The following is a 23139-nucleotide window of genomic DNA, read 5'->3' as shown; positions in this document are numbered from 1 at the left end:
GATGAGCAACGTATCCCTGCACGATTTTTTAAAAACCGAGCCTGACGGCACGCTGGAAGCTATCGCAGGCCAGTACAACACCACGCTGCTGGAAGTAGTGAAAAACCTGCCATCCCACACGCTGGTCGCGGGCGACAAGTTCGACACCGTCTGGGACACCGTCGCCGAATGGGGCAAGGTCACAACGCTGGTGCATACCGCTGATGTGATTCTGGAATTTACCGGTGAACTGCCGTCCGGCTTCCATCGCCACGGCTACTTTAACCTGCGCGGTAAGAAAGGTATGACCGGCCACATCAAAGCGGAAAACTGCACCCACATTGCCCTGGTTGAACGCAAATTTATGGCGATGGATACCGCATCGATCCTGTTCTTCAACGCCGCGGGCAGCGCGATGTTCAAAATCTTCCTTGGTCGCGACGACCACCGCCAGCTATTGAGCGAGCAGGTTGACGCCTTCCGTACGCTCGCGGCCGTACTGACGGGAGAATCCTGATGAGCCCATGGTTAATTTTTGGCGCGGGAGGTAAAGGCATTGGCGCACTCACCGCCGCGCTGGCGCTGGCAGAAAAACGTCCGGTGGTGGCGCTGGTGCGTAACCCAGAGGCCGCCACACGGCTGGAAGCGCTAGGCGCGCAGGTTTTTATCGGCGATGCCTGTGACGCTGATATTGTCGCCAAGGCCTGCCAGGCCGCTGGTGAAACGGCGACTGTTATCTCCACGATGGGCGGCGCACAGGATTATCTCGCCCACCGCACGGTGATTGATGAAGCGGAAAAAGCCGGTCTTCGCCGCATGATTCTGGTGACATCGCTCGGCTGCGGCGATAGCTGGCCGTTCCTCTCCCCGCGCGCCAAAGCGGCGTTTGGTCAGGCCGTTCGCGAGAAAAGCCTGGCGGAGAGCTGGCTGCAAACCAGCACGCTGGACTACGCCATTCTGCGCCCTGCGGGCCTGCTCAGCGGTGAAGCGAGCGGTAAGGCGCTGCGCGTGCAGCAACAGGAAGTGCATGGTTTTGTGCAGCGTGCGGACGTCGCCGCGCATATTCAGGCGTTAGCCAGCGCCCCGTCGCTCGACCAGCAGGTTTACAGCCTGGTTGAGCCGGACCTCAAACCGGCATAATCACTCTGCGGCGCGGTCCATCGCGCCGCATCGATGTAACGGAGCTTTGCGTGTTCAAGGATTCACTCTCTTCTTTCAGCGTTTTTATCGGCCTGCTGCTGATACTGGCGACCCTCGTGCTGGTTGGCGCCAGCCAGGGAGCGCTAAAAATCACCTTCGCCTCGTTGCAGGATGCGCACTACCGTGACATCTGGCTTAACATTCGTCTGCCCCGCGTGCTGCTGGCCGTGCTGGTTGGCGGCGCGCTGGCTACCGCCGGGGTTATCATGCAGGGGCTATTTCGTAACCCGATGGCCGACCCCGGCCTGTTAGGCGTCAGCAGCGGTTCGGCGCTGATGGTTGGCGTCGCCATTATTTTCCCGGTTTCACTCCCCGCCGCGTTTCTGCTGTACGAACAGATGATTTTCGCCGTCGTCGGTAGCCTGGTGGTGTGCGCCGTTATCTTCCTGATTAGCCTGCGCCACCACCACGGCGGTATGATCCAGCTTCTGCTGGCGGGGATCGCCATCAACGCGCTTTGTGGCGCGGCGATCGGCATTCTGAGCTATGTCGGCGACGAACAGCAGCTGCGTCAGCTCACGCTGTGGATGATGGGCAGTCTGGGTCAGGCACAGTGGCCAACGTTGCTGGTTGCCGCGTCGTTTGCGCTGCCCGCCATGGTCGTCACCGCCTGGCTTGCCACCACGCTGAACCTGCTGCAGCTCGGCGATGAAGAGGCGCACTACCTCGGCGTGAACGTGAAGCGAAAGCGGCAGCTGCTGCTGTTGCTCAGTTCACTTCTGGTTGGCGCGGCGGTGTCGGTCAGCGGCGTCATTGGCTTTATCGGCCTGGTTATTCCGCATCTTATTCGCATGACCATTGGTGCCGATCACCGCTGGCTACTGCCCTGCTCAACGCTTGCTGGCGCCTGCCTTTTACTGGTTGCCGACACGCTGGCACGCACGTTGGTGCAGCCCGCTGAAATGCCGGTTGGCCTGCTCACCAGCCTTATCGGCGGCCCCTATTTTCTTTGGCTGATCCTGCGGACACGGAGAGCGCTATGATTGAAGCTCAGAATCTAACCTACAGCATCAACGGCCGTCGCCTGACTCACAACGTCTCACTCACGCTGCCCGGTGGAGAAATCGTCGCTATTCTTGGGCCAAACGGCGCTGGGAAATCAACGCTACTGCGCCAGCTAACCGGCTACCTGAAGCCGGACAGCGGAACCTGCTCGATGTTTGGCAAACCGCTGGATACGTGGCCAACCGAGGCGCTGGCCAAAAGCCGCGCCGTGATGCGCCAGAACCACGATATGGCGTTCCCCTTCAGCGTGATGGAGGTTATCCGCATGGGTCGCCATCCGCACCGCAGCAGTAACCCGCGCGATGAGACGGAACATATTATGGCGCTGTGCGACTGCCGTGAACTGGCTTCCCGCGACTATCGTCACCTCTCTGGCGGCGAGCAGCAGCGGGTCCAGTTGGCGCGTTTACTGGTACAGCTGTGGGAACCGGAGCCTACGCCAAAGTGGCTGTTCCTCGATGAACCGACCTCTGCGCTGGATATTCACCACCAGCAGCATCTGTTCCGTCTGCTGCGCGAGCTGGTACAGAAGCGGCAGTTTAACGTCTGCTGTGTGCTGCACGACCTCAACCTTGCCGCACGCTACGCCGACCGCATCGTGCTGTTAGAAAAAGGTCAGGTCATTGATAACGGCACACCGCAAGAAGTGCTGACGGAATCCGCCTTGCGCAACCTTTATCAAGCCGAAGTGGCCGTCACCCGAACGCACGACGACGCACCGCTTATCGTGCTGGAAAGATGATGATTCACAGGCGGTTTTGGACGCTGACCAAAACCGCCTGTTGGAACACAATGATTCAATTACAGTTTATTCCTAAAGCCTCATCCAAAAGTCTGTGCCATCATTCCTATCGCTCACAAACTGATGAGGATTTGTTATGAAAAAAACAACAATTGCACTTTCAGCGCTTCTGCTGGCTTCCCCTGTTTTCGCAGCGACCACACACGCCACCGACGACACGGTTGCCCAGGCACAGGCAAACGCGAACACCGCAAAAGAGAAACTGCATCAGGCACAGAACCAGGGCGAAGAGCTTAAGCTGAAGTCTAAGCACGCCACCGAAGGTAAGAGCGACAGCGTAGGTAGCCAGGTGAGCGAAGGCGCTCAAAAAACATGGCATAAAACCAAAGAAGGGACCGAAAAAGGGTGGGATGCCACCAAAGAAGGCGCCCAGAAAGGCTGGAATAAAACCAAAGATGCTTCCCAGAAAGGGTGGGACGCCACCAAAGAAGGCGCTCAGAAAGGCTGGGATAAAACCAAAGACGGTGCCGCTGAACTCGAGAAAAAAGTCAGCGAATAACCCTGCTCGCCTGAACCTCAAAAAGCCGCTAATGCGGCTTTTTTTACGCCTGCCAACGCGATAACGCACAAACCTTCTTCACTTGCACCTACCACTCGTTGTGTATTGACATATATAGCGACATTCCCCATGATATTCATCATACAAACAATAATAGCTGTTCCCCTCATGCGTAGATGGTAACCCGGTTACCACCAGTCTTTCCGCTAATACACTGAATATTAAAATGTTCGATAATAAAACTATACCGTTCGCTTCGGGGCTCCTGGCATTCTCGTGCCTGGCGATGTCGCAATCTGGCTATGCTGAGGACACCATGGTGGTCTCCGCCGCTGCCGCAACTGCCGATAACAGCAGTGCGCAGGAGCCGCCCGCTTCGGAAAAACAGGCAACCTTAGGCAGTCTGGGCAAACGAACGGTGATGGATGTTCCCTGGTCAGTTCAGACGATGTCTTCTCCACTCATCAACGAGCAGCAGCTCAAAAGCGTCAAAGATGTTTACCGCTATATGCCTTCCGTGCAGGGTGACGGGGTTCGCCCACAAACCCGCGGTATGCAGGGCAGCGTGGTGCAAAACCATATGATTGATGGCCTGAACGCCGTCTCTACTACCGAATACCCGGCTGAGCAGTTCCAGAGCGTTGAGGTGTTAAGTGGCCTGGCAGGTTCACTGTACGGCCCGGCGAACCCGGCGGGGATGTTTAATCTGGTCTCTAAACGTCCGACCGACACCCCGCTGCACCGCGTCACCGTAGGCACCAGCACCGGCAACGGCACGCTGACCTCCATGGACTTCAGCGGACCTATCGATGACGGCGACCGTGTAAAATACCGCCTCAACCTGCTGAACGATGAGGGTCACGGCTATACCAGCGGCAGCCACAAACGCCGACAGTATGCGGGCCTCGGCCTCGACTTCCAGCTCACCGATAAAACGGTACTGGAGAGCAACTTCAGCTATTACCACTATTACGATAAAGGAATGCCGGGCTCATTCGCACTGGCAAAAGGGGTTCACTTCCCTTCCCCACTTGACCCAACCAAAGCCAAATACGGCCAGAGCTATGCCGGTAACGATGATGAAACCAGCACCGCTAGCCTGCATCTGAAGCATGACTTCGACGGTAACTGGCTGCTGGACGTTGGCGTGCTGCGCCAGATTGCGGACCGTGAATCCACCACCGTCACCAATACCCTGACCGATAACCACGGCAGCTACACCACCACCACCTCCGACTCCGCCGCCAGCCGCTTCACCATCAACAGCTATATGGCGAACCTGACCGGCAGCGTGGACACCGGTTGGCTGACCCACGACATCAGCACCGGGGTGCGCGGCTTCGTGTGGAAAAACTATAACCCTGTCGACGGCGGCACCTTTACGCTGGGTAAATCCTCGTTGGATCAGCACCCGGTCTACCCACGTCCACCGTACCCAGATTTCAACAAACGCTATCAGTCCGCGACCACCACGCAGCATGCCTTTCTGTTGAGCGACACCCTGCACTTCAGCCCGCAGTGGAGCCTGCTGCTTTCCGGCAGCGAAAACCTGTTTACGGTCAGCAACTACAACAAGACCCGCAAGCAGACCAGCGACAAAAAAGACAGAGGCGCGAGTGGTTCTGCAAGCCTGATGTATAAGCCTATCGACAACATCACGCTTTACACCACCTGGGCCGATAGCATGCAGCAGGGCGATACCGCGCCAACCGGCGCAAACAATGCCGGACAGATCCTCGACCCGTACCGTAGCCACCAGGTTGAAGTGGGTGCGAAATATGCCCCAATGCGGGATCTGATGCTCTCCGCCGCGCTGTTCCAGGCCAAACGTCCCTTTGCCTATACCAACGACAACGGTGATTTCGCCCAGGATGGCACGCAGAAAAACCGCGGTCTGGAGCTGATGGCTGATGGTCACGTCACCCACAATTTACGTCTGTTCGGCGGCGCAACCTGGCTTGACCCACGCCTCCACGATACCGCCAGCGCTAGCGCAGACGGCAAGCAGGTGGTCGGCGTACCGCGCTTTACCGCCAGCATGCTGGCGGTTTACAGCATTGAGCAGCTACCGGGCGTCGATGTGGATACCAACGTACGTTACGTTGGCCGTCGTGCGACCGATAACGCCAATGACAGCTGGGTAGGCAGCTACACCACTGTGGATGCTGGTGCGAGCTACGCGACCCGTGTCTATAACACCCCCGTGACCTTCCGTCTGGACGTCACCAACCTGACTAACCGTCGCTACTGGACCAACGTGGTTCCTGGCGCGTTAACCGGTTATACCGGCGCAGGCAATGCCAGCGCGCAGCTTGGGGCGCCGCGAGAGGCACAACTCTCTATGCAGATTGATTTTTAAGGAGTAAGTCGATGAAACGTCGCCATGCGTGGTTGCTCTGCGCCTGGCTGGCTTTCCCCGCCCTGGCTTCCCGCCAGGTCGTGGATGATGCCGGTCATACCGTTACCGTTCCCGACCAGGTGAACGCCATCGCCGACGGCTGGTTCGCGCACCACTCGGTGCTGATGACACTGGGGGCAGGCCGTAAAATCGTCGCCACTGTTAACCATCCGGAAAGTCAGCCGTGGATGTTTAAAATCACGCCGACGTTGAATCAGGCCTTGCAGGTTCGCGGTACCGCCTTTAACCCCGAGAGCCTGCTGGCCAAAAAGGTAGATGTGGTCTTCACCTCCGCGGGCAACGATAAAGCGGAAAGCTATCGTCAGGCTGGATTGCCTACGCTACAAATGGCCTTTACCGATTATCCGTCGCTGATGAAATCCGTCACCACTACCGCCGACGTTCTGGGTACCGACGATGCGCGGACACGGGCGAAGGCCTATAACCAGTATCTAGAGGCAGCGCTTGAAAATGTGCAAAGCAAAATGCAGGAGCTGACGGCGGAGCAGCGGCCAAGCGTGCTGCATATTCAATCGCTTAAGCCGCTAAAAGTGGACGGCAGCCATACGTTGATTGATACCTGGATTAACCTCGCGGGCGGCAAAAACGCCGCGGCGGAGATTCAGGGCAATATGAAAGAAGTGTCGCCGGAGCGGGTACTGACCTGGCAGCCAGACGTGATTATTCTCGGGGCAAACTGCGGCTCAATTGAGGACTCGCAGTATGCCGCGCTGTTCTCGGGGCTCAAGGCGGTGAAAAACGGCAAAGTCTTGCAGAACCCTGCGGGCGTGTTCCCATGGGATCGCTACGGTACCGAAAGCGCGCTACAGATCCAGTGGGCGGCGCTGATGCTGCACCCGGACCGTTTCCCAGGGGTAGATATCGCAAAAGTGACGCAGGATTTTTACCAGCGTTTCTTTGATTACACGCTGAGTAGTAATGAGACGCAGCGGATCCTGCACGCGCAGAAACCTGCTGAAAAGTGACGGTATTGAGGTTTCTCAGCTTATGTTTTAAACAAGCGGAGGGGATAGTTTTTATTCCTCCGCAATTTCCCCCTCACCCTAACCCTCTCCCCCGGTTAGTTATAAATAAGCGTAAACGTCGCCAGGCTGTTGGCCGTCCCGGCGCTCACCACGCTGCCGGTCTGCACATACTGGGCGGTAAAGTTAATTCGCTCGGCGCTGGCAGCCTCACTTGCCGTCACCGTTTTCAGCAACGGAAGATTAGCGGCTTCGTTAATTTTTACCGCAGTACCGGCCGCTGGCGCAGGGGCGCTGTTGTTACCATAGCTTAGCTTCACGCCGACGCCGCCTGCCGCGCCGCTCATCGGGGTAATCGCCAGGGTATCCGGGAACGCCGGGTCAGCCTCCTGGCCAAAAAAGCCAATGCGTACATCGGTCGGCTGGGAGCAATACACCGGTATCGCAAAGCTCTGCGCCGTGCCGCCGGTCGTGTTAACGCCTTTAAACTCCGTTTTACTCACCGAGCCTAGCCCTACGTTTATCGTCGGCGTCGTCACCTGGCAGCTACCGCTGGCACCGATATCAACGTTCAGCGCCGACAGGCCGAGAAACGTTGGCGAGGTCGTGGACGTGCCAGTATTTGATGCATCACGTAGCTCCATAAACAGTTTGCCGACCTGAGGTTGAGCATCAACGTTGGTATGGTTACCACCTGAAAGCGCGATATCCCCGGTCTTGTAGAAGGTGACGTAGGCTTTAATGACCACCTCTTTTTGCGTCAACAGCGACGGCAGATCATCGCTGTCGCAGATGGTTGCCGAGGCATTTCCCGCAGGCGTTGAACTGCCGTCAATGTAGTGCACCGCTCCGCCATTGCACTGGAAGCCTAGCGAATAACCTAATCCAGTGAGTTTGGTGGAAAAGATATGCACGCCGTTCACAGCCACCGCCGCCCCCGACGTATCTACCTGCTGATAAACCACCCGTTTCCAGTTTGCCGCTGGCACCTGCAGGTCACAGGTAAAACGGATGCCGCTGCCGTTATCGGCCATCGAATGTGACATTTGGGAGTTCACCGGCAGCGTCGGCAAATACTGTATGTTCTGAGTATTAATGGTCATCTCACCGATGGTGTTACTGCAGCTTTCCGCCCACGCACTCTGGCAACCGCAGGCCGTCGCCAACAGCATAATGAAGCGGATAACTGCGTGATTCCTGCACATATTTAACCCTTTCAGAGACACAGCGCACTCACCGTTTTCACCGGCACAGGCTGTGGGTTGTTCAGAAGATGGAAACGCGCGTGGCACGTGTGCTCGGCGCGGTTATCATCCCAGCGAACTTCAACAACGCCGTCATCCGGCATCCCGCTGAGGTAGACCTGCCCCTGCTCGGCAACAATGCCCGATGCCGCGCTGTCGTCACCGAGCAGCCTGGCGCTAGCCCCAAACGGCAGCGGGCCATGTTGTCCGCGAAGGGTAAAGAGCACGCGGCTGCCGATATGGGTTTGATAGCGGGCTTCAACAATGGCTCCGCCGCTTGGGATAACCGTTTGTCCTTGTAATTCCACTTCGGTATCGTCAGACATTGATTCGGTATCCAGGCTGATATCATTTTTTCGGTAGGCGGTCAGCGTTGGCACAATGGCGTAGCCACGCCAATCGGTGTGCAGGTCGGTACCGTTCTGGATAGCCACGTTATCGGCCCCCGGCGCGCGGACAATGGCAAAACTGTCGCCGGTATATTGGCCGAAGGTGATGCCATGCGGGTGCGCCACAATCGACCCCGACGCCCCCCAGGTCAGCTGGCTACCGCTCTTATCGTGCTGATAACCAAGCTGCGTTTCGCCATAGCCGCCACGATAATCCAGCGACATCCCGCTGTTGCTCCCCTGCCCTTTGTTGCCGTATCCCTGCTGGACGGTGTAGTAGAGATTGTTTTTCTCCAGCGCCGAGCCATACAGCGATACCTGCTGTGAGGTGTAGCCGTTGTTATCAGAAGTGGTGCTGTAGCCCACAGCGCTGTCTGCAAGCCGACTGCCGAGGGGGATATTGATGTTGAAAGAGAGTGAGCGGTCGCTTTTATAGCGCTGCGACGACTGCGTGTAGTAGTAGCCGAGCCCCCAGGAGATGCCCTTCCAGGTGCTATAAAAACCGACGTGTACCGTTTCATCATGCCCCTGTGAGTGCCAGTAGGTCTGGGTCCAGGCGGATGCTGAAAGGCTCCCTACCGCGCCGAGCGTTTGTGACAGCGATAATTCTTCGCGGCTGCGTTTGTTATCGGAGACACCATAGCGCCCTTCCAGGCCGTTCGCCTCGCCAAAATCATAATAGCGACTGGAGGAGTAGCGATAACTCGCGAGGCTGAGCGTGGTACCGCTGGAGGCAAAACTCTTCTGATACTGTAACCTCGCCGAATGACCACGATAGCGCTGACCGGAAGGCGTACGGGTGGTAGCGCTGGTGTAATCCGCCCCCAGCGATCCCAGTTCGCCGAAACCGTGACCCAGACCCGCCGACCATGATTGGTAATCCTCTGCCAGCTGCATCCCCCCGTAGAAAGTGATATCGGCAGGCAGACCGTAAAACAGCGTCGATTGCACAAACTGCGGCTGGCGAATTTGCGGCTGGGTTGAGTAATAACGCCCCGCGCTCACGCTGTATTTCATCCGCCCCTGACGCAGCATAAACGGCACCGCGGAGAACGGCTGGGTGAACTTGCGCTCGGAACCGTCGCTCTCTTTAATGGTCACTTCAAGATCGCCGCTTTGCGCAGTGGGATAGAGATCGTTAATGGCAAACGCGCCCGGCGCGACGAAGGTTTCATAAATCACATAGCCATGCTGGGAAACGGTGACCTTGGCGTTGCTATGTGCCATCCCGCGAATTACCGGCGCAAATCCTCGCTGGCTATCCGGCAGCATCTCTTCTTGCGACATTAGCTGCACGCCGCGAAACTGCACGCTATCAAACACATCGCCGTTGGTATAGGTATCACCGATGCGAAGCTGGCTTTCCAGCGCCCGGATATCGCGCTGCAAATAGGTGCTTTGCGAGCGCCAGCGGCGCGTTTTGTCATACTGCATGGCCGCAATATTACGCAGCCGCCAGCTACCGAGATTCACGCCGCTGCGCAAATTCAGGTAGCTGGAACGAACGTCGCTTTCACCCTGTCGCGCCTGCGAGCCGGTCAGGTTGTAATCGACGAATGCCGCTGGAATACCATCGTCCCAGCGCGAAGGGTCAACGTAGCCCCGGCTTTGCTGTTCCATCGCCGCTTGCGGGATGCTCAGGTTTAATCGTTGAGCGGTAAAATCGAACTGACTGCGGGCATCGGGGATAAACCGCTCAATGTGCGTCAACGTGTCGCCATCGTGCAATGGTTTAAACCCGGCCAACGCGCTAACGTTCACGCCGAACTCCGCCAGCTTCGCCACCGTCAGACGCGGTAGCAGCTCGCCGCTGTCATCAACAAACTCAATGGTTTCCTGCGCAACCTGTTGATCATTAACCCACACCGAAACAGGGTAGCTTCCCGGCTGCTGCCCACCCGGTTTCGCGAAATAGTGCAGATCGGCGGTCTTTTGCTGGGGATCGCTTAGCTCCAGCGCCGCCGGATCGAAATAGTCTTCCGCACGCGCGCAAGGGTAATAGCACAGCAAGAAAAGCGCCGTGGGTACGCAGGCCAGCAGCGCGTTCGTCGCGGCGGGCGCATCATCGCGCAGCAGATCTGAAGTTATCTTTTTCACAGAAATAGCGGAATTAAAGGTTAACGTTGTGCGAAGTCAGTAATACCGCCGAAGTCGTTGATGGCTCGCCATTTCACCACACCAGAGCGGCTAACAGGCCAGAACTGGTCGCTAAATGGGGCTATCATCCCCGGAGCTTCCAGCTCCTGACCACCAACGGATAACGAGAAAAAGGAGACAAAGTACGGCGTAGGGTTATGCGCCACCAGGCTTGCACCGCGGGTCTCAAAGGTCAGCTTCTGCCACGCATCGCGAGCCTCTCCAGAAAGGTTTCCAGGACGATAAAAAAGCTTAAATTTTGACTTAATATTGACCTGTAATTTGTTTGCCTCGTTCTTATTTGATGGTGCGATACTTTTCACATTCAGCCAGAAAACAGATTCACGATCGGCAGGCAGACGACTACCGGTAAAATTTATTCGCAGAACGTTTTTCTGTTCCGGGTCGAGGCGAAACAGCGGTGGCGTAACAATAAACGGTGGCTGAGATTTATCACTCGCAGAATAATTTTCAACCCACGACTGCACTAAATAAGGCGTGTTACTGTCGGCATTGGTTACCGAAATAGAGGCTTCTCGCTTACCTTCTTCATATATTACGCGAGTACCGCCCATGACAATTCCCGCATGCGCCGTAGCCGAGGTAATAAATAAAGAAAGAGCGATGCTCGCAATCAATCGATTCATGGGGATACCCAACGTTCCAGGACGAAAAAAGAGCAGAAGTCGCCTTCTGCTCTCGGTTTTATTAGTTGTAAACCATATTGAAATCAGCAACGCCGTTTGCCTGACCGGCGGTAATCGCCGCGCCTGTAGACATATAGTCAGCGTAGAACTTCAGGTCGGCTGAACCCGTCCCCTGGGAATCGGCAACCACATTTTGCTTTTTAGATGCTGTGCCCAGCGTAACTTTACTGGTTTGGTCGTCTTCGTACAGTTTGATACCCACACCGGTCGCGCCGGACGTCACCGCAAGCAGTTCTGGCATCTGTTGGTCCTTCTGACCATCAAATAGAACGGATACTTGCTTTACCGAATCAGGGCAATCGGCCACTTTGATATGGAAGGCTGTTTTTGTCGTTTCAGTACCCGCAGCGCTAAGATAGCTTTTATCCCAGGTACCAAGGTCGACATCCTGTCCTTTGCTATCGGCATCCACGTTGCAGGAAGCATCCGTGATGGTGCCTTTAAAGTTGACCTGTCCACCAGCCCCTTGCGCACCCGATGTGGAGGCGGTTGCAGCGCCAGCCGCGCCAGAAACTAATGCAGCAACGATGCACGCCATAATGCGGAATTGTGTATTCATAATCGTTCTCGATTAAACTTATATTTAAGCCGAAAGTCCGGTTCAAAATATGACCCACCGACCTTACAGCCATCATATCCTCCATGTTTATAATGTATTCATTCCATCCGCAGGGTATTTAATGCGCAATCGCAGCTCTGTTTAACGCATACAAACAGAAGCCATTAAATATTTATTACCCAATTAGCAATCAATGATAATTAATTCATTAGATATACTGCACACATAGTATGCTCATTAATTCGCGATGCAAAATTATTGTTTAGTGAAATAGCCGTAAAAGTATTTGCACCGTATAAATAAAAATAAAAAACCATGAATTTATGTTGCCCAAAATCAGAAAAGAGAACACATTCAATCTTCAGCAGCAGAGGTTTATTGCAACATTATCAGCGTAAATTTAACGAAATTAACCACCACATGCATATCGCTGTTCTTTTTTTATCACATAAAATGCGGTTTCCTTAAGTCAAACTAAGAATATTCCTATCTCCGTTTTTTCCTTGCTCCAGATTTTTTAGACCACTCACACATAATTCAACATGTTCATTAACAAGCTGAACGTTTAGCTGGTAAAAGCCTGCTCGTTAGTTTAGAGTTTACTTAATTAAGAAAATACTAAAATAACTATGAATGACAGCGAACTCCTGAAAACACGCGCCGGTGAAGCCGCCGCGCTGCTGAAAGCGATGAGCAACCCCAACCGTCTGCTGATCCTCTGCATGCTTTGCGATGCGCCCGGTATCAGCGCCGGTGAGTTAGCTACTGCCAGCGGCCTAAGCCCATCCGCTACCTCGCAGCACCTGGCACGCATGCGTGAAGAGGGGCTGATAGACAGCCAGCGCGACGCGCAGCGTATCCACTATTCCATCCGCAACGAGGCGGTGAGGCAAATTGTTGCCACATTAAAAGCCGTCTATTGCCCTGAAGAGGGAAGTTGAATGACCGTTGAAGAGATCACCCCACAAGCGGCCCTTGCGCTGATTGAGCAAGGCACTATGCTCGTCGATATTCGTGACCCCGACGAGTACGCCCGTGAACATATTCCCGCCGCTCGTTTGTTGCCGCTGGGTAAAATAGAACAAGGCGTCACGCTTAGCGCCAATGACGACGCTGTCATTATTTTCCACTGCCAGTCCGGTAATCGCACGCGCAATAACCTGAACCGGTTGATAGCCGCCGCAGCCCCGGCGCAGGTCAAACTCCTCGCGGGCGGTATTGAAGCCTGGCGTCAGGCCGGCCTCGCCACCACAGTGGATAAATCGCAGCCCCTACCCCTAATGCGCCAGGTACAGATTGCCGCAGGCGTGCTAATTTTACTGGGCGTCGTGCTCGGATATAGCCTCTCCAGCGCGTTCTTCCTGCTCAGCGCCTTTGTCGGTGCAGGTTTAACCTTTGCGGGAGTGACCGGCTTTTGCGGCATGGCGCGACTGCTGGCGGTGATGCCGTGGAATCGGCGCTCATCCACCAACGGCGTATAAGAACTCAATAACAAAGGAGCACCTGAGATGTTTGCACCTGGCTCTCTGGTTCAACCCAAAATGGGCGGACCAAAATTAAAAGTCATTGAAGTACATGAAGACAGCATCGTGGCAGTACAGGCCAATGATGAAAACGGCAAGCAGTACACGCTAAAAGCGGCGGACGTTGCGCCGTATAGTGAAGAAGGCGACTTTGGCGTTTGCTAACGTTGACTGCGGTGGGCATGGCTCACCGCATCCTTCCTGACGAAATGAATAGTTACCCATAAATCCCGCATACCTTCCACATACTTCACTCAGAACTAAACGCTAAAAGATCGGCTTTTTATCGGATAAAAACGCTGAATGTGACCCTATTCACATAAAAATCAGCATTGCCTCACTTACGCCATGGTTAGCACTATTTCTCATCCTTTTTCACCATTGCGAAACAAACAATAACTCAATGATTTATTTATAAAAAATAGACAATGAAAACAAAAATAGCGCGGCGAACAGAAAACAATCAATAACAGAGCATTTTATTGACAAAAGCGCATTAAATAAAAATATTTCACTAGTTGTTTGTTCCAATCCAGATGGATAATCTATACACGTCAATTAAACCAACCCAAAACGCCATAAAACAGACCACTTTCTGTATTAACCGTTCATTTTCGAGGAGCATACCGATGTTCTCTGCGCAGTCACGCCTGCGTCATGCGGCAGCAGACACTTTCGCCATGGTTGTCTACTGTTCCGTCGTGAACATGATGATTGAAATATTTCTCTCAGGAATGACCTTTGAGCAGTCACTTTCATCGCGTCTGGTTGCTATCCCGGTCAACATTATTATTGCGTGGCCGTACGGTATTTATCGCGATTTTATTATGCGACAGGCGGCTCGCATTAGCCCGGCGGGTTGGGTAAAACGCGTGGCGGACCCGTTGGCTTATGTCACCTTCCAGTCGCCGGTATATGTACTTATTCTGCTGAGCGTGGGTGCCGACTGGCACCAGATTCTGGCGGCGGTCAGTTCTAACGCCGTCATATCGCTGGTGATGGGTGCCGCGTACGGCTATTTCCTGGATTTCTGCCGTCGTCTGTTCCGCGTGGAACAGTACACTCAGGCAAAAGCATAATCGTATTGATATAAGTGACTGGCTACGCTCAGCCAGTCACTTATTTACCGTTTCTCGCCAAACAGCCCATCTAAAAAGCGCTCTAACGCCATACGTGAACTAAAACCGTGCGGGATACCGTAATGCTGCTCAACTTCACCGCCTAAATAGAGCGGAAACTCTGCGTAGTGATCGCAGGCTTTAATATCGGAAGCCGGCTCGGCATATTTGTTACTGCGATCTTTCAGCGCCGGATGAATGATCAGTGCCGTGCGCCCCATTCGCGCTTCGCGGTTGACGTACACATAATTCTCGCCACGGCGATAGCCGTATGCTTTTGGGGTTACCGCATCCATGGTAAAGCCCGCTTTTTCAAGAACGCGCGCCACCTCATCAGGTCGTAAATACATATTTTATCCTCGTCATCTTTTACTGCATCGCCACCTTACCGTAATCAGTATTCGCCTCGCTTTCAGATAATTCCAGAAACTGGATAATATCCGGCAATTTATGTCAGGTGACCTACACTTAACGCTCCATCTAATTTTGTGGAGAACGCCATGTTTAAATCACTTAATCGCAACAATGCTGATGATGAAGTTCAGGATATTCATAACGACGTCAGCCAATTAGCCGATAGCCTTGAGGGCATTATCAAGAGCTGGGCCAGCGACGACAAAGACGAAATTGAGGCCGTCCGCCACAATGCGAAAAAGCTGCTAAGCGAAACGCGCGCGCGCATACATGGTCGCAACCGTTTACAGCAAAGCGTCTGTGACGTTGCTGGCAGCGCTGATGACTATATTCGCGATAAACCCTGGCAAAGTGTGAGCGCTGCCGCGGCGGTGGGGATTTTTATTGGCGTATTATTAGGCAGTCGTCGATAATATAATCACAACGATGTAGATAATAAAAACGCGTCTCCCCCGGGGTGTCTCTGATACTCCGGGTTTTTTATTTTATCGCCGCCTTCAACGCCGCCACCTGCGCATCGGCCATCTGCTGCGACACAATATTGGTAAAGCTCATGATAAGCCCAGCCTTACCGCGCGGGTGGATTCGCCAGTCATTCACCGCCTGCACTGCCAGCCCGGCTTGTCGCGCCCGCCGGGCCATCGCGCGATCGTCTCCCTCTACCGTGACCACCAGCTGAATACCGCCTAACTGCTCCAGCACCTGAAAACCCTCTGTTCGCAATGCGGTTTCCAGCCAGCGCCGACGCTCGGCATAGTGAACGCGCATTTTCTTCAGATGCCGCCAGAAATGCCCTTCGCGCAAAAAGTCGGCCAGCGTCTGCTGGCACAACACCGGTACCGGGCAGGCCAGCCGCTGCGCCTGACGACGAAATGCCGCCACCAGCGGCAGCGGCACCACCAGCCAGGCTGTCCGTAGCGCCGGGAACAGCGACTTGCTGAACGTACCGGCGTAAATCACCCGCTGCGGAGCGTCCAGGCTTTTGAGCGGCGGCAGCGGCTTGCCTTGATAGCGAAACTCGCTGTCATAATCATCTTCAATGATCCACGCGTCATGGTGCGCGGCCCAATCCAGTAGCTGTCGACGGCGTGGAAGCGAGAGCGCGACCCCGGTCGGGCTTTGATGAGCCGGCGTCAGCAGCGCAAAACGGGCGGTCGTAGGGTGCTGCGTTATCCATTCAACGTTCATTCCCTCATCATCAACCGTCACCGGGTGCAGCGTGACGCCCTGTTGTTCAATAACCGGACGAATCAGCGGAAACCCGGGGTCTTCCATCCACATACCCTCCCCGCGCGCTTCCAGCGCCTGCAAAATAAGCCCCATAGAAGCCGCATAGCCAGAGGTGATAAAAACCTGTTCGGCCTCGCACTCTATGCTGCGGGAGAGCCTGAGATATTCCACAATGGCCTGGCGCAGCGACAGCTCGCCGCAAACGTCCCCCAGAGCCAGGCAGAAACGGGTTTGCGTGCGTAGCCGGTGCCCCATCACCCGCGCCCATAGGCCACGAGGAAAGAGATCCAGCGCGGGAAGGCCAAGCTGGAAAGGCTGAGGCTGGAAATGCTCGCCACCAAACCCCAGTGGCTTGGCGGTTACGGGCTCAAGGGTTAAGTGATCGCTTACAAACGTGCCCGACTGCCCGCGGCGTTCCAGCCAGCCTTGCGCCACCAGCTCACCGTAGGCGTTTTCCACCGTCACCCTTGAGACGCCAAGCTCTTGTGCATAGACCCGGCTGGAGGGTAAGCGCCTGCCCGCCTTCAGTTCGCCCTGTTCAATCGCCGCTTTCAGCTCTCTGGCAATCTGCTGATAACGTGGTACGCCGCCCGGTTTCATGGTCTTATTTTTTACTCCAAATATGGCTATCTTTTTAAGACCATTATAGTGCTATTTTTGTCCCATCTTGAACGAGGAGTGACATCATGACTGCATTACGCCAACCCTATAGTGAACTGAGCCCAAACGTCTATGCTGGGCTGGTTCAGGCCAGCATGGCGCTGGAAAAAAGCTCGCTGGAGCGTCCCCTTCTGGAACTGCTTTACCTGCGCGTGTCGCAGATTAACGGCTGCGCCTTCTGCCTGGAGATGCACAGCAAAGCGCTGCGTAAATCTGGCGTCGATCAGGTGAAGCTGGATGCGCTGGCAGGATGGCGAGTGAGTCATCACTTCAGCGATGCCGAGCGTGCGGCGCTGGCCTGGGCAGAAGATTTGACCCACATTGCCGAAAACCGCGCCGAAGACAGCGTTTATCAGCCGCTGCTCAGCCATTTCAGCGCCGAGCAGATTAGCGATATGACCTTCGCCATCAGCCTGATGAACGCCTTTAATCGCCTGGCCGTCAGCATGCGCATGTAGTTAAAAAATGCCCGCAAATATTCGCTATTTGCGGGCACTTATTTTCCACCGTTATTCTCCGTTTCCCTGCCAAATATCACCCTGATTTTTGCCCGGATATTTCTTAAAAAATCACCATCATCATACAAATATCAGCCTGAACTCACCTGTGGATTTTCAGACAATATTCATACGATTTTTTAGATCTCAACCAAATTTCATAACGAAATTCATAAAAAATTCAATAATCCTCAATTCGCCCTCAGCCCTTATATCATGGGAAATGACGGCAATATCAACCTTCGGATTATTTCGAGTGAAACCGGATTGAGGGTTGTCACATCGTCTCAGTATGCTAGGGTATAAACAGGTCATTATTCTCATCAGGTAGCATATCGACATAAACTAAAAACAGGAAATCGCATATTGCATGGCAGTTAAATTAGAAGTTAAGAATCTTTATAAAATATTCGGCGAGCACCCACAGCGAGCATTTAAATATATCGAGAAAGGTTTTACCAAAGAGCAAATTCTCGATAAAACAGGATTATCACTTGGCGTTAAAGACGCCAGTCTGGCCATTGAAGAAGGCGAGATATTTGTCATCATGGGATTATCCGGCTCCGGCAAATCCACCATGGTACGCCTTCTCAATCGTCTGATAGAGCCCACGCGTGGTCAGGTGCTGATAGACGGTATCGATATTGCCAAAATATCCGATGCCGAGCTGCGTGAAGTTCGCCGTAAAAAAATCGCGATGGTATTCCAGTCCTTTGCGCTAATGCCGCATATGAGTGTACTGGATAATACCGCCTTTGGTATGGATCTGGCCGGTGTTCCCGCACAGGAACGCCAGGAGAAAGCGCTGGACGCGCTGCGTCAGGTAGGTCTTGAGAATTACGCTCATGGCTACCCGGACGAACTCTCCGGCGGTATGCGTCAGCGTGTCGGTCTAGCCCGCGCGCTTGCAATCAATCCCGACATTCTATTAATGGATGAGGCCTTCTCGGCGCTCGACCCATTAATCCGCACTGAGATGCAGGATGAGCTGGTAAAATTACAGGCGAAACATCAGCGTACCGTGGTTTTTATTTCCCATGACCTCGATGAAGCGATGCGAATTGGCGACCGTATTGCCATTATGCAAAATGGCGAAGTGGTACAGGTCGGCACGCCTGACGAAATTCTGAATAACCCGGCCAATGATTATGTCCGCACCTTCTTCCGCGGCGTGGATATTAGTCAGGTATTTAGCGCCAAAGATATTGCCCGCCGTAATCCGGATGGCCTTATCCGTAAAACGCCTGGTTTCGGTCCTCGTTCGGCACTGAAATTATTACAGGATGATGACCGTGAATATGGTTACGTCATCGAACGCGGTAATAAGTTTGTTGGCATTGTGTCCATCGATTCATTGAAAGAGGCCTTAAAGGCGAATCAGGGAATCGAGGCGGCATTAATTGACGAGCCGCTGGCCGTTGATGCCCAGACGCCGCTCAGCGAATTGCTCTCTCACGTGGGTCATGCACCCTGCGCCGTACCGGTTGTTGGAGAAGAACAGCAGTATGTCGGCGTTATTTCAAAAAGAATGCTGCTACAGGCATTAGATCGCGAGGGGGTAAACAACAATGGCTGATCAATCTAATCCGTGGGATACCACACCGGCCGCCGATAGCGCGGCAAACTCCGCCGATGCCTGGGGTTCACCGGCATCCGCCCCTTCCGGCGGCGGCGCAGACTGGCTGCACAGCGCGCCCGCACCGCAGGCGGAACACTTCAACATTATGGACCCGTTCCATAAGACGCTGATCCCGCTCGATAGCTGGGTGACGGAAGGAATAGACTGGGTGGTAACGCACTTCCGCCCGGTGTTCCAGGGCATTCGTGTGCCCGTCGACTACATCCTGAGTGCCTTCCAGCAGTTGCTGTTAGGGATGCCTGCGCCGGTGGCGATTATTATTTTCGCCCTGATTGCCTGGCAGATCTCCAGCGTCGGTATGGGCGTTGCGACGCTGATTTCGCTGATTGCTATCGGTGCTATCGGTGCCTGGTCGCAGGCGATGATTACCCTGGCGCTGGTGCTCACCGCGCTGCTGTTCTGCGTGTTGATAGGCCTACCGCTTGGCATATGGCTGGCGCGCAGCCCGCGGGCGTCGAAGATTATCCGGCCGCTGCTCGATGCGATGCAGACGACTCCGGCGTTCGTTTATCTGGTGCCGATTGTCATGCTGTTCGGTATCGGTAACGTACCGGGGGTGGTGGTGACCATTATCTTTGCCCTGCCGCCGATTGTGCGTCTGACCATTCTCGGGATTAACCAGGTGCCGGCCGACCTTATCGAAGCCTCGCGCTCATTCGGTGCCAGCCCGCGCCAGATGCTGTTTAAAGTGCAGCTGCCGCTGGCGATGCCGACCATTATGGCCGGTGTTAACCAAACGCTGATGCTGGCGCTGTCGATGGTGGTTATCGCTTCGATGATCGCCGTCGGCGGTCTGGGCCAGATGGTGCTGCGCGGTATCGGTCGTCTGGATATGGGTCTTGCCACCGTAGGCGGCGTGGGGATTGTTATCCTCGCCATTATTCTCGACCGCCTGACCCAGGCCGTAGGCCGCGATTCTCGCAGCAAAGGCAATCGTCGCTGGTTCAATACCGGCCCGGTTGGCCTGCTGATGCGCCCCTTCTCTAAGTAACCATCGTATTGGCCCGGCAGGCGTCGGGCCAATGCTCCGCAACAATCACTATTAAAGGAACAACGATGCGACACTCATTCGTCTTAGCTACCGCTTTCACTACGCTGGTTTCGGCCAGCGCTTTCGCCGCCGACCTCCCAGGGAAAGGCATTACCGTCCAGCCGGTACAGAGCACCCTTTCTGAAGAAACCTTCCAGACCCTGCTGGTGAGCCGCGCGCTGGAAAAACTGGGCTACACCGTCGATAAGCCAAACGAAGTCGACTACAACGTGGCTTACACCTCGCTGGCCGCGGGTGATGCCACCTTCACCGCCGTCAACTGGATCCCGCTGCATGATGACATGTACGCCGCTGCCGGTGGTGACAAGAAATTCTATCGCGAAGGCACGTTGGTCAACGGCGCAGCGCAGGGCTATCTGATCGATAAAAAAACCGCCGATCAATACCACATCACCAACATTGCTCAGCTTAAAGATCCTAAGATTGCCAAGCTGTTTGACACCAACGGTAATGGCAAAGCCGACCTCACCGGTTGTAACCCTGGCTGGGGCTGTGAAGCGGTGATTAACCACCAGCTGGAGGCCTATGATCTGACTAAATCAGTCGATCACAACCAGGGTAACTATGCGGCGATGATGGCCGATACCATCACCCGCTTTAAAGAAGGTAAGCCGATTCTGTACTACACCTGGACGCCTTACTGGGTGAGCGACGTACTGAAGCCGGGTAAAGATGTCGTCTGGCTGCAGGTGCCGTTCTCCTCCCTGCCAGGCGTGCAGAAAAACATCGATACTAAGCTGTCTAACGGCGCAAACTACGGTTTCCCGGTCAGCACAATGCACATTGTGGCTAACAAAGCCTGGGCCGAGAAGAACCCGGCTGCGGCGAAGCTGTTTGCCATTATGAAACTGCCGCTGTCCGACATTAATGCCCAGAACGCGATGATGCATGATGGTAAAGCGTCTGAAGCGGACGTGCAGGGTCAGGTAGATGGCTGGATTCAGGCCCACCAGCAGGTGTTTGATGGTTGGGTGAAAGAGGCGCTGGCCGCGCAGAAGTAAATTAGCCGTTACGCCGACCCCGGAGTCGGCGTGAACGCCTCGGCCGGGCTACATTATATTGGTAGCCCGGCCGAGCAACGCGACGCCGGGAAGGCACGACGTCCATCAAAAAGCACAATCCGCTACGCATCATTTTCCCCCTCCCCCACACCTTTCGTTATTATCGACCCCATCTTTCCTTACTTTCTCAATACCATGACTAAACCTGCTCACGGGCTTAGCCCGGCTTTGATCGTTTTAATGTCCGTTGCCACCGGTCTTGCCGTAGCCAGTAACTACTACGCCCAGCCGCTGCTGGAGACTATCGCCCGCCATTTCTCGCTCAGCGCCGGACAGGCCGGTTTTATCGTCACCGCCGCCCAGCTTGGCTATGCTGCCGGGCTACTGTTCCTGGTGCCGCTCGGCGATATGTTCGAACGTCGCTCGCTTATTGTCCTCATGACCCTGCTGGCTGCTGGCGGCATGCTGATTACCGCCAGCAGCAGTTCACTTGGCATGATGATCCTCGGCACCGCGCTGACCGGCCTGTTCTCGGTCGTCGCCCAGCTGCTGGTGCCGATGGCGGCGACCCTCGCCTCACCAGAAAAACGCGGCAAGGTGGTCGGTACGGTGATGAGCGGGCTGCTGCTCGGGATACTGCTGGCACGTACCGTTGCCGGGCTGCTGGCAAGCCTTGGCGGCTGGCGCACCGTCTACTGGGTCGCCTCCGCGCTGATGGTGCTACTGGCCTTCGCGCTGTGGCGCGGGCTGCCGAAGCTCAAGCAGGAGACGCACCTCAACTACCCACAGCTGCTCGGCTCCATCTTCAGCCTTTTTGCCCGTGACAAGCTGCTGCGCACCCGCGCACTGCTCGGCTGCCTGACTTTCGCCAACTTCAGCATTCTGTGGACGTCGATGGCGTTTCTGCTCTCCGGCGCACCGTTTAACTACTCGGAAGGCACCATCGGCCTGTTTGGTTTAGCGGGTGCTGCCGGTGCGCTGGGCGCTCGTCCGGTTGGCGGGCTGGCAGATAAAGGCAAAGCGCATCTGACCACCACCTGGGGTCTGGTGCTGTTGCTGCTTTCCTGGGTGGCTATCTGGTACGGGCATACGTCCGCTATCGCGTTAATCATCGGAATTCTGGTGCTCGACCTGATGGTGCAGGGCGTGCATATCACCAACCAGACGGTGATATACCGCGTACAGCCAGATGCCCGTAACCGCCTCACCGCAGGCTATATGACCAGTTACTTCATCGGCGGCGCGGCAGGTTCGTTGCTTTCAGCCTCCGCCTGGCAGCACGCAGGCTGGATGGGCGTGTGCCTTGCAGGTGGTCTGCTAGCCGCTGCCAACCTGTTGGTCTGGTGGTGGGGTTATCATCGTCAGGAAGCGGAATAAAAGAGCGGACGCCGGATATACGTATCCGGCATCTTTATGTCATAGACTAACCGCATAAATTACGGATAATAATTCATTTACTTTATTTGTCACTATCGTTACTATATCGACTGTAACTAATGAGGTAATGCCCAGATGGATAGTTCGTTTACGCCCATTGAACAAATGCTGAAATTCCGCGCCAGCCGCAGCGAAGAGTTCCCTTTCCAGGAGATCCTTCTCACTCGTCTTTGCATGCACATGCAGGGCAAGCTGCTGGACAACCGTAATAAAATGCTGAAAGCTCAGGGGATCAACGAGACGTTGTTTATGGCGCTAATCACGCTGGAGTCTCAAGAAAATCACAGTATTCAGCCTTCTGAACTCAGCTGCGCGCTGGGCTCATCGCGCACCAATGCCACGCGTATCGCCGATGAACTGGAAAAACGTGGCTGGATTGAGCGCCGTGAAAGCGACAATGACCGCCGTTGCCTGCACCTGCAGCTGACTGAAAAAGGTCATCAGTTCCTGAACGAGGTTCTGCCTCCTCAGCATCACTGTCTGCATCAGCTTTGGTCTTCATTGAGCCTGGCTGAGAAAGACCAGCTTGAGCATATCACTCGCAAGCTTCTCACCCGTCTGGATCAGATGGAAGAAGACGGTTCCGTACTGGATGCCTTGCGCTGATACCACCGCTCCAAAAAATCAGATGAACAGGCCAGCAGATAACCTCTAGCTGGCCTTTCTGG

At 54.8% G+C, this 23139-nt stretch carries 24 protein-coding genes; 18 read left to right on the top strand and 6 right to left on the bottom strand.

Annotated features, from left to right (window positions below; translation table 11 throughout):
* The first annotated feature begins 1 nt into the window (after position 1).
* The 7 genes from hutX to GKAS_RS12555 all read left to right on the top strand — a co-directional run bounded on the left by hutX (position 2) and on the right by GKAS_RS12555 (position 6869).
* Positions 2-496 (top strand): heme utilization cystosolic carrier protein HutX, encoded by a 495-nt coding sequence (gene hutX, locus GKAS_RS12585; protein ID WP_035894637.1) that lies wholly within the window; start codon positions 2-4, stop codon positions 494-496.
* Complete coding sequence (locus GKAS_RS12580; RefSeq protein ID WP_035894636.1) at positions 496-1119, top strand: SDR family oxidoreductase; 624 nt, start codon at positions 496-498, stop codon at positions 1117-1119. The genes hutX and GKAS_RS12580 overlap by 1 nt, the downstream gene beginning before the upstream one ends.
* Before the next feature lie 50 nt (positions 1120-1169).
* Positions 1170-2162 (top strand): FecCD family ABC transporter permease, encoded by a 993-nt coding sequence (locus tag GKAS_RS12575; protein WP_035894635.1) that lies wholly within the window; start codon positions 1170-1172, stop codon positions 2160-2162.
* Positions 2159-2926: a heme ABC transporter ATP-binding protein gene (locus GKAS_RS12570; RefSeq protein WP_035894634.1), complete on the top strand. Its 768-nt coding sequence runs from the start codon at positions 2159-2161 to the stop codon at positions 2924-2926. Before GKAS_RS12575 ends, GKAS_RS12570 begins: the two co-directional genes overlap by 4 nt.
* A gap of 136 nt (positions 2927-3062) precedes the next feature.
* Positions 3063-3485, top strand: coding sequence for a hypothetical protein (locus tag GKAS_RS12565; RefSeq protein WP_035894633.1), 423 nt, complete (start codon positions 3063-3065; stop codon positions 3483-3485).
* 226 nt (positions 3486-3711) lie between these two features.
* Complete coding sequence (locus tag GKAS_RS12560) at positions 3712-5844, top strand: TonB-dependent receptor (protein WP_035894632.1); 2133 nt, start codon at positions 3712-3714, stop codon at positions 5842-5844.
* Positions 5845-5855: 11 nt separating this feature from the next.
* Complete coding sequence (locus GKAS_RS12555; RefSeq protein ID WP_035894631.1) at positions 5856-6869, top strand: ABC transporter substrate-binding protein; 1014 nt, start codon at positions 5856-5858, stop codon at positions 6867-6869.
* Between the two features lie 95 nt (positions 6870-6964).
* Here the strand turns inward: GKAS_RS12555 and GKAS_RS12550 are convergent, their stop codons facing one another.
* The 4 genes from GKAS_RS12550 to GKAS_RS12535 all read right to left on the bottom strand — a co-directional run bounded on the left by GKAS_RS12550 (position 6965) and on the right by GKAS_RS12535 (position 11901).
* Positions 6965-8071, bottom strand: coding sequence for a fimbrial protein (locus tag GKAS_RS12550; protein WP_035894629.1), 1107 nt, complete (start codon positions 8069-8071; stop codon positions 6965-6967).
* Positions 8072-8082: 11 nt separating this feature from the next.
* Positions 8083-10596, bottom strand: coding sequence for a fimbria/pilus outer membrane usher protein (locus tag GKAS_RS12545; protein ID WP_035894628.1), 2514 nt, complete (start codon positions 10594-10596; stop codon positions 8083-8085).
* Between the two features lie 20 nt (positions 10597-10616).
* Positions 10617-11282: a fimbrial biogenesis chaperone gene (locus tag GKAS_RS12540; RefSeq protein ID WP_035894627.1), complete on the bottom strand. Its 666-nt coding sequence runs from the start codon at positions 11280-11282 to the stop codon at positions 10617-10619.
* A 61-nt stretch (positions 11283-11343) separates the two neighbouring features.
* Entirely contained in the window at positions 11344-11901 is a 558-nt protein-coding gene (locus GKAS_RS12535; protein WP_035894626.1) for a fimbrial protein, read from the bottom strand.
* 629 nt (positions 11902-12530) lie between these two features.
* On the opposite strand from GKAS_RS12535, the gene GKAS_RS12530 reads away from it, so the two are divergent.
* From GKAS_RS12530 to GKAS_RS12515, 4 genes are all read left to right on the top strand, one after another.
* The gene (locus GKAS_RS12530; RefSeq protein ID WP_035894625.1) at positions 12531-12842 is read left to right on the top strand and encodes an ArsR/SmtB family transcription factor; all 312 of its coding nucleotides are present in this window, start codon (positions 12531-12533) and stop codon (positions 12840-12842) included.
* Complete coding sequence (locus tag GKAS_RS12525) at positions 12843-13382, top strand: rhodanese family protein (protein ID WP_035894624.1); 540 nt, start codon at positions 12843-12845, stop codon at positions 13380-13382.
* A gap of 27 nt (positions 13383-13409) precedes the next feature.
* Positions 13410-13589: a hypothetical protein gene (locus GKAS_RS12520; RefSeq protein WP_035894623.1), complete on the top strand. Its 180-nt coding sequence runs from the start codon at positions 13410-13412 to the stop codon at positions 13587-13589.
* A gap of 464 nt (positions 13590-14053) precedes the next feature.
* A complete protein-coding gene (locus GKAS_RS12515; protein ID WP_035894622.1) occupies positions 14054-14503 on the top strand; it encodes an L-alanine exporter AlaE in 450 nt (149 codons plus the stop codon).
* 44 nt (positions 14504-14547) lie between these two features.
* Here the strand turns inward: GKAS_RS12515 and GKAS_RS12510 are convergent, their stop codons facing one another.
* Positions 14548-14892, bottom strand: coding sequence for a DUF2002 family protein (locus GKAS_RS12510; RefSeq protein ID WP_035894620.1), 345 nt, complete (start codon positions 14890-14892; stop codon positions 14548-14550).
* 150 nt (positions 14893-15042) lie between these two features.
* Between GKAS_RS12510 and GKAS_RS12505 the strand changes: the two genes are divergently transcribed.
* Positions 15043-15369: a DUF883 family protein gene (locus GKAS_RS12505; RefSeq protein WP_035894619.1), complete on the top strand. Its 327-nt coding sequence runs from the start codon at positions 15043-15045 to the stop codon at positions 15367-15369.
* Between the two features lie 67 nt (positions 15370-15436).
* Here GKAS_RS12505 and pdxR read toward each other — a convergent pair whose 3' ends face one another.
* A complete protein-coding gene (gene pdxR, locus GKAS_RS12500) occupies positions 15437-16786 on the bottom strand; it encodes a MocR-like pyridoxine biosynthesis transcription factor PdxR (RefSeq protein ID WP_035894618.1) in 1350 nt (449 codons plus the stop codon).
* Between the two features lie 86 nt (positions 16787-16872).
* Between pdxR and GKAS_RS12495 the strand changes: the two genes are divergently transcribed.
* From GKAS_RS12495 to mprA, 6 genes are all read left to right on the top strand, one after another.
* Complete coding sequence (locus tag GKAS_RS12495; RefSeq protein WP_035894617.1) at positions 16873-17304, top strand: carboxymuconolactone decarboxylase family protein; 432 nt, start codon at positions 16873-16875, stop codon at positions 17302-17304.
* A gap of 409 nt (positions 17305-17713) precedes the next feature.
* Positions 17714-18919 (top strand): glycine betaine/L-proline ABC transporter ATP-binding protein ProV, encoded by a 1206-nt coding sequence (proV, locus tag GKAS_RS12490; protein ID WP_035894616.1) that lies wholly within the window; start codon positions 17714-17716, stop codon positions 18917-18919.
* Positions 18912-19973, top strand: coding sequence for a glycine betaine/L-proline ABC transporter permease ProW (gene proW, locus GKAS_RS12485; protein WP_035894615.1), 1062 nt, complete (start codon positions 18912-18914; stop codon positions 19971-19973). Before proV ends, proW begins: the two co-directional genes overlap by 8 nt.
* A gap of 65 nt (positions 19974-20038) precedes the next feature.
* On the top strand, positions 20039-21034 hold the full coding sequence (gene proX / locus GKAS_RS12480) for a glycine betaine/L-proline ABC transporter substrate-binding protein ProX (RefSeq protein ID WP_035894614.1): 996 nt from the start codon (positions 20039-20041) through the stop codon (positions 21032-21034).
* A gap of 195 nt (positions 21035-21229) precedes the next feature.
* A complete protein-coding gene (locus GKAS_RS12475) occupies positions 21230-22411 on the top strand; it encodes an MFS transporter (RefSeq protein ID WP_035894613.1) in 1182 nt (393 codons plus the stop codon).
* Positions 22412-22546: 135 nt separating this feature from the next.
* Complete coding sequence (mprA, locus tag GKAS_RS12470) at positions 22547-23077, top strand: transcriptional repressor MprA (RefSeq protein ID WP_035894612.1); 531 nt, start codon at positions 22547-22549, stop codon at positions 23075-23077.
* The last annotated feature ends 62 nt before the right edge of the window (positions 23078-23139 follow it).

Source organism: Kluyvera ascorbata ATCC 33433 (genome assembly GCF_000735365.1).
Taxonomy (GTDB): Bacteria; Pseudomonadota; Gammaproteobacteria; order Enterobacterales; family Enterobacteriaceae; genus Kluyvera; species Kluyvera ascorbata.
Note: the sequence above shows the minus strand (reverse complement) of the source record. Positions and strands in the feature narration are given on the sequence as shown.

Coding starts and splice junctions, on each gene's coding strand:
- GKAS_RS12505 (WP_035894619.1), top strand. CDS start 15,043: ATGTTTAAATCACTTAATCGCAACAATGCTGATGATGAAGTTCAGGAT.
- GKAS_RS12510 (WP_035894620.1), bottom strand. CDS start 14,892: ATGTATTTACGACCTGATGAGGTGGCGCGCGTTCTTGAAAAAGCGGGC.
- hutX (WP_035894637.1), top strand. CDS start 2: ATGAGCAACGTATCCCTGCACGATTTTTTAAAAACCGAGCCTGACGGC.
- GKAS_RS12515 (WP_035894622.1), top strand. CDS start 14,054: ATGTTCTCTGCGCAGTCACGCCTGCGTCATGCGGCAGCAGACACTTTC.
- GKAS_RS12495 (WP_035894617.1), top strand. CDS start 16,873: ATGACTGCATTACGCCAACCCTATAGTGAACTGAGCCCAAACGTCTAT.
- pdxR (WP_035894618.1), bottom strand. CDS start 16,786: ATGAAACCGGGCGGCGTACCACGTTATCAGCAGATTGCCAGAGAGCTG.
- GKAS_RS12520 (WP_035894623.1), top strand. CDS start 13,410: ATGTTTGCACCTGGCTCTCTGGTTCAACCCAAAATGGGCGGACCAAAA.
- GKAS_RS12530 (WP_035894625.1), top strand. CDS start 12,531: ATGAATGACAGCGAACTCCTGAAAACACGCGCCGGTGAAGCCGCCGCG.
- mprA (WP_035894612.1), top strand. CDS start 22,547: ATGGATAGTTCGTTTACGCCCATTGAACAAATGCTGAAATTCCGCGCC.
- GKAS_RS12475 (WP_035894613.1), top strand. CDS start 21,230: ATGACTAAACCTGCTCACGGGCTTAGCCCGGCTTTGATCGTTTTAATG.
- proW (WP_035894615.1), top strand. CDS start 18,912: ATGGCTGATCAATCTAATCCGTGGGATACCACACCGGCCGCCGATAGC.
- GKAS_RS12550 (WP_035894629.1), bottom strand. CDS start 8,071: ATGTGCAGGAATCACGCAGTTATCCGCTTCATTATGCTGTTGGCGACG.
- GKAS_RS12555 (WP_035894631.1), top strand. CDS start 5,856: ATGAAACGTCGCCATGCGTGGTTGCTCTGCGCCTGGCTGGCTTTCCCC.
- proV (WP_035894616.1), top strand. CDS start 17,714: ATGGCAGTTAAATTAGAAGTTAAGAATCTTTATAAAATATTCGGCGAG.
- GKAS_RS12570 (WP_035894634.1), top strand. CDS start 2,159: ATGATTGAAGCTCAGAATCTAACCTACAGCATCAACGGCCGTCGCCTG.
- GKAS_RS12540 (WP_035894627.1), bottom strand. CDS start 11,282: ATGAATCGATTGATTGCGAGCATCGCTCTTTCTTTATTTATTACCTCG.
- GKAS_RS12565 (WP_035894633.1), top strand. CDS start 3,063: ATGAAAAAAACAACAATTGCACTTTCAGCGCTTCTGCTGGCTTCCCCT.
- GKAS_RS12580 (WP_035894636.1), top strand. CDS start 496: ATGAGCCCATGGTTAATTTTTGGCGCGGGAGGTAAAGGCATTGGCGCA.
- proX (WP_035894614.1), top strand. CDS start 20,039: ATGCGACACTCATTCGTCTTAGCTACCGCTTTCACTACGCTGGTTTCG.
- GKAS_RS12525 (WP_035894624.1), top strand. CDS start 12,843: ATGACCGTTGAAGAGATCACCCCACAAGCGGCCCTTGCGCTGATTGAG.
- GKAS_RS12535 (WP_035894626.1), bottom strand. CDS start 11,901: ATGAATACACAATTCCGCATTATGGCGTGCATCGTTGCTGCATTAGTT.
- GKAS_RS12560 (WP_035894632.1), top strand. CDS start 3,712: ATGTTCGATAATAAAACTATACCGTTCGCTTCGGGGCTCCTGGCATTC.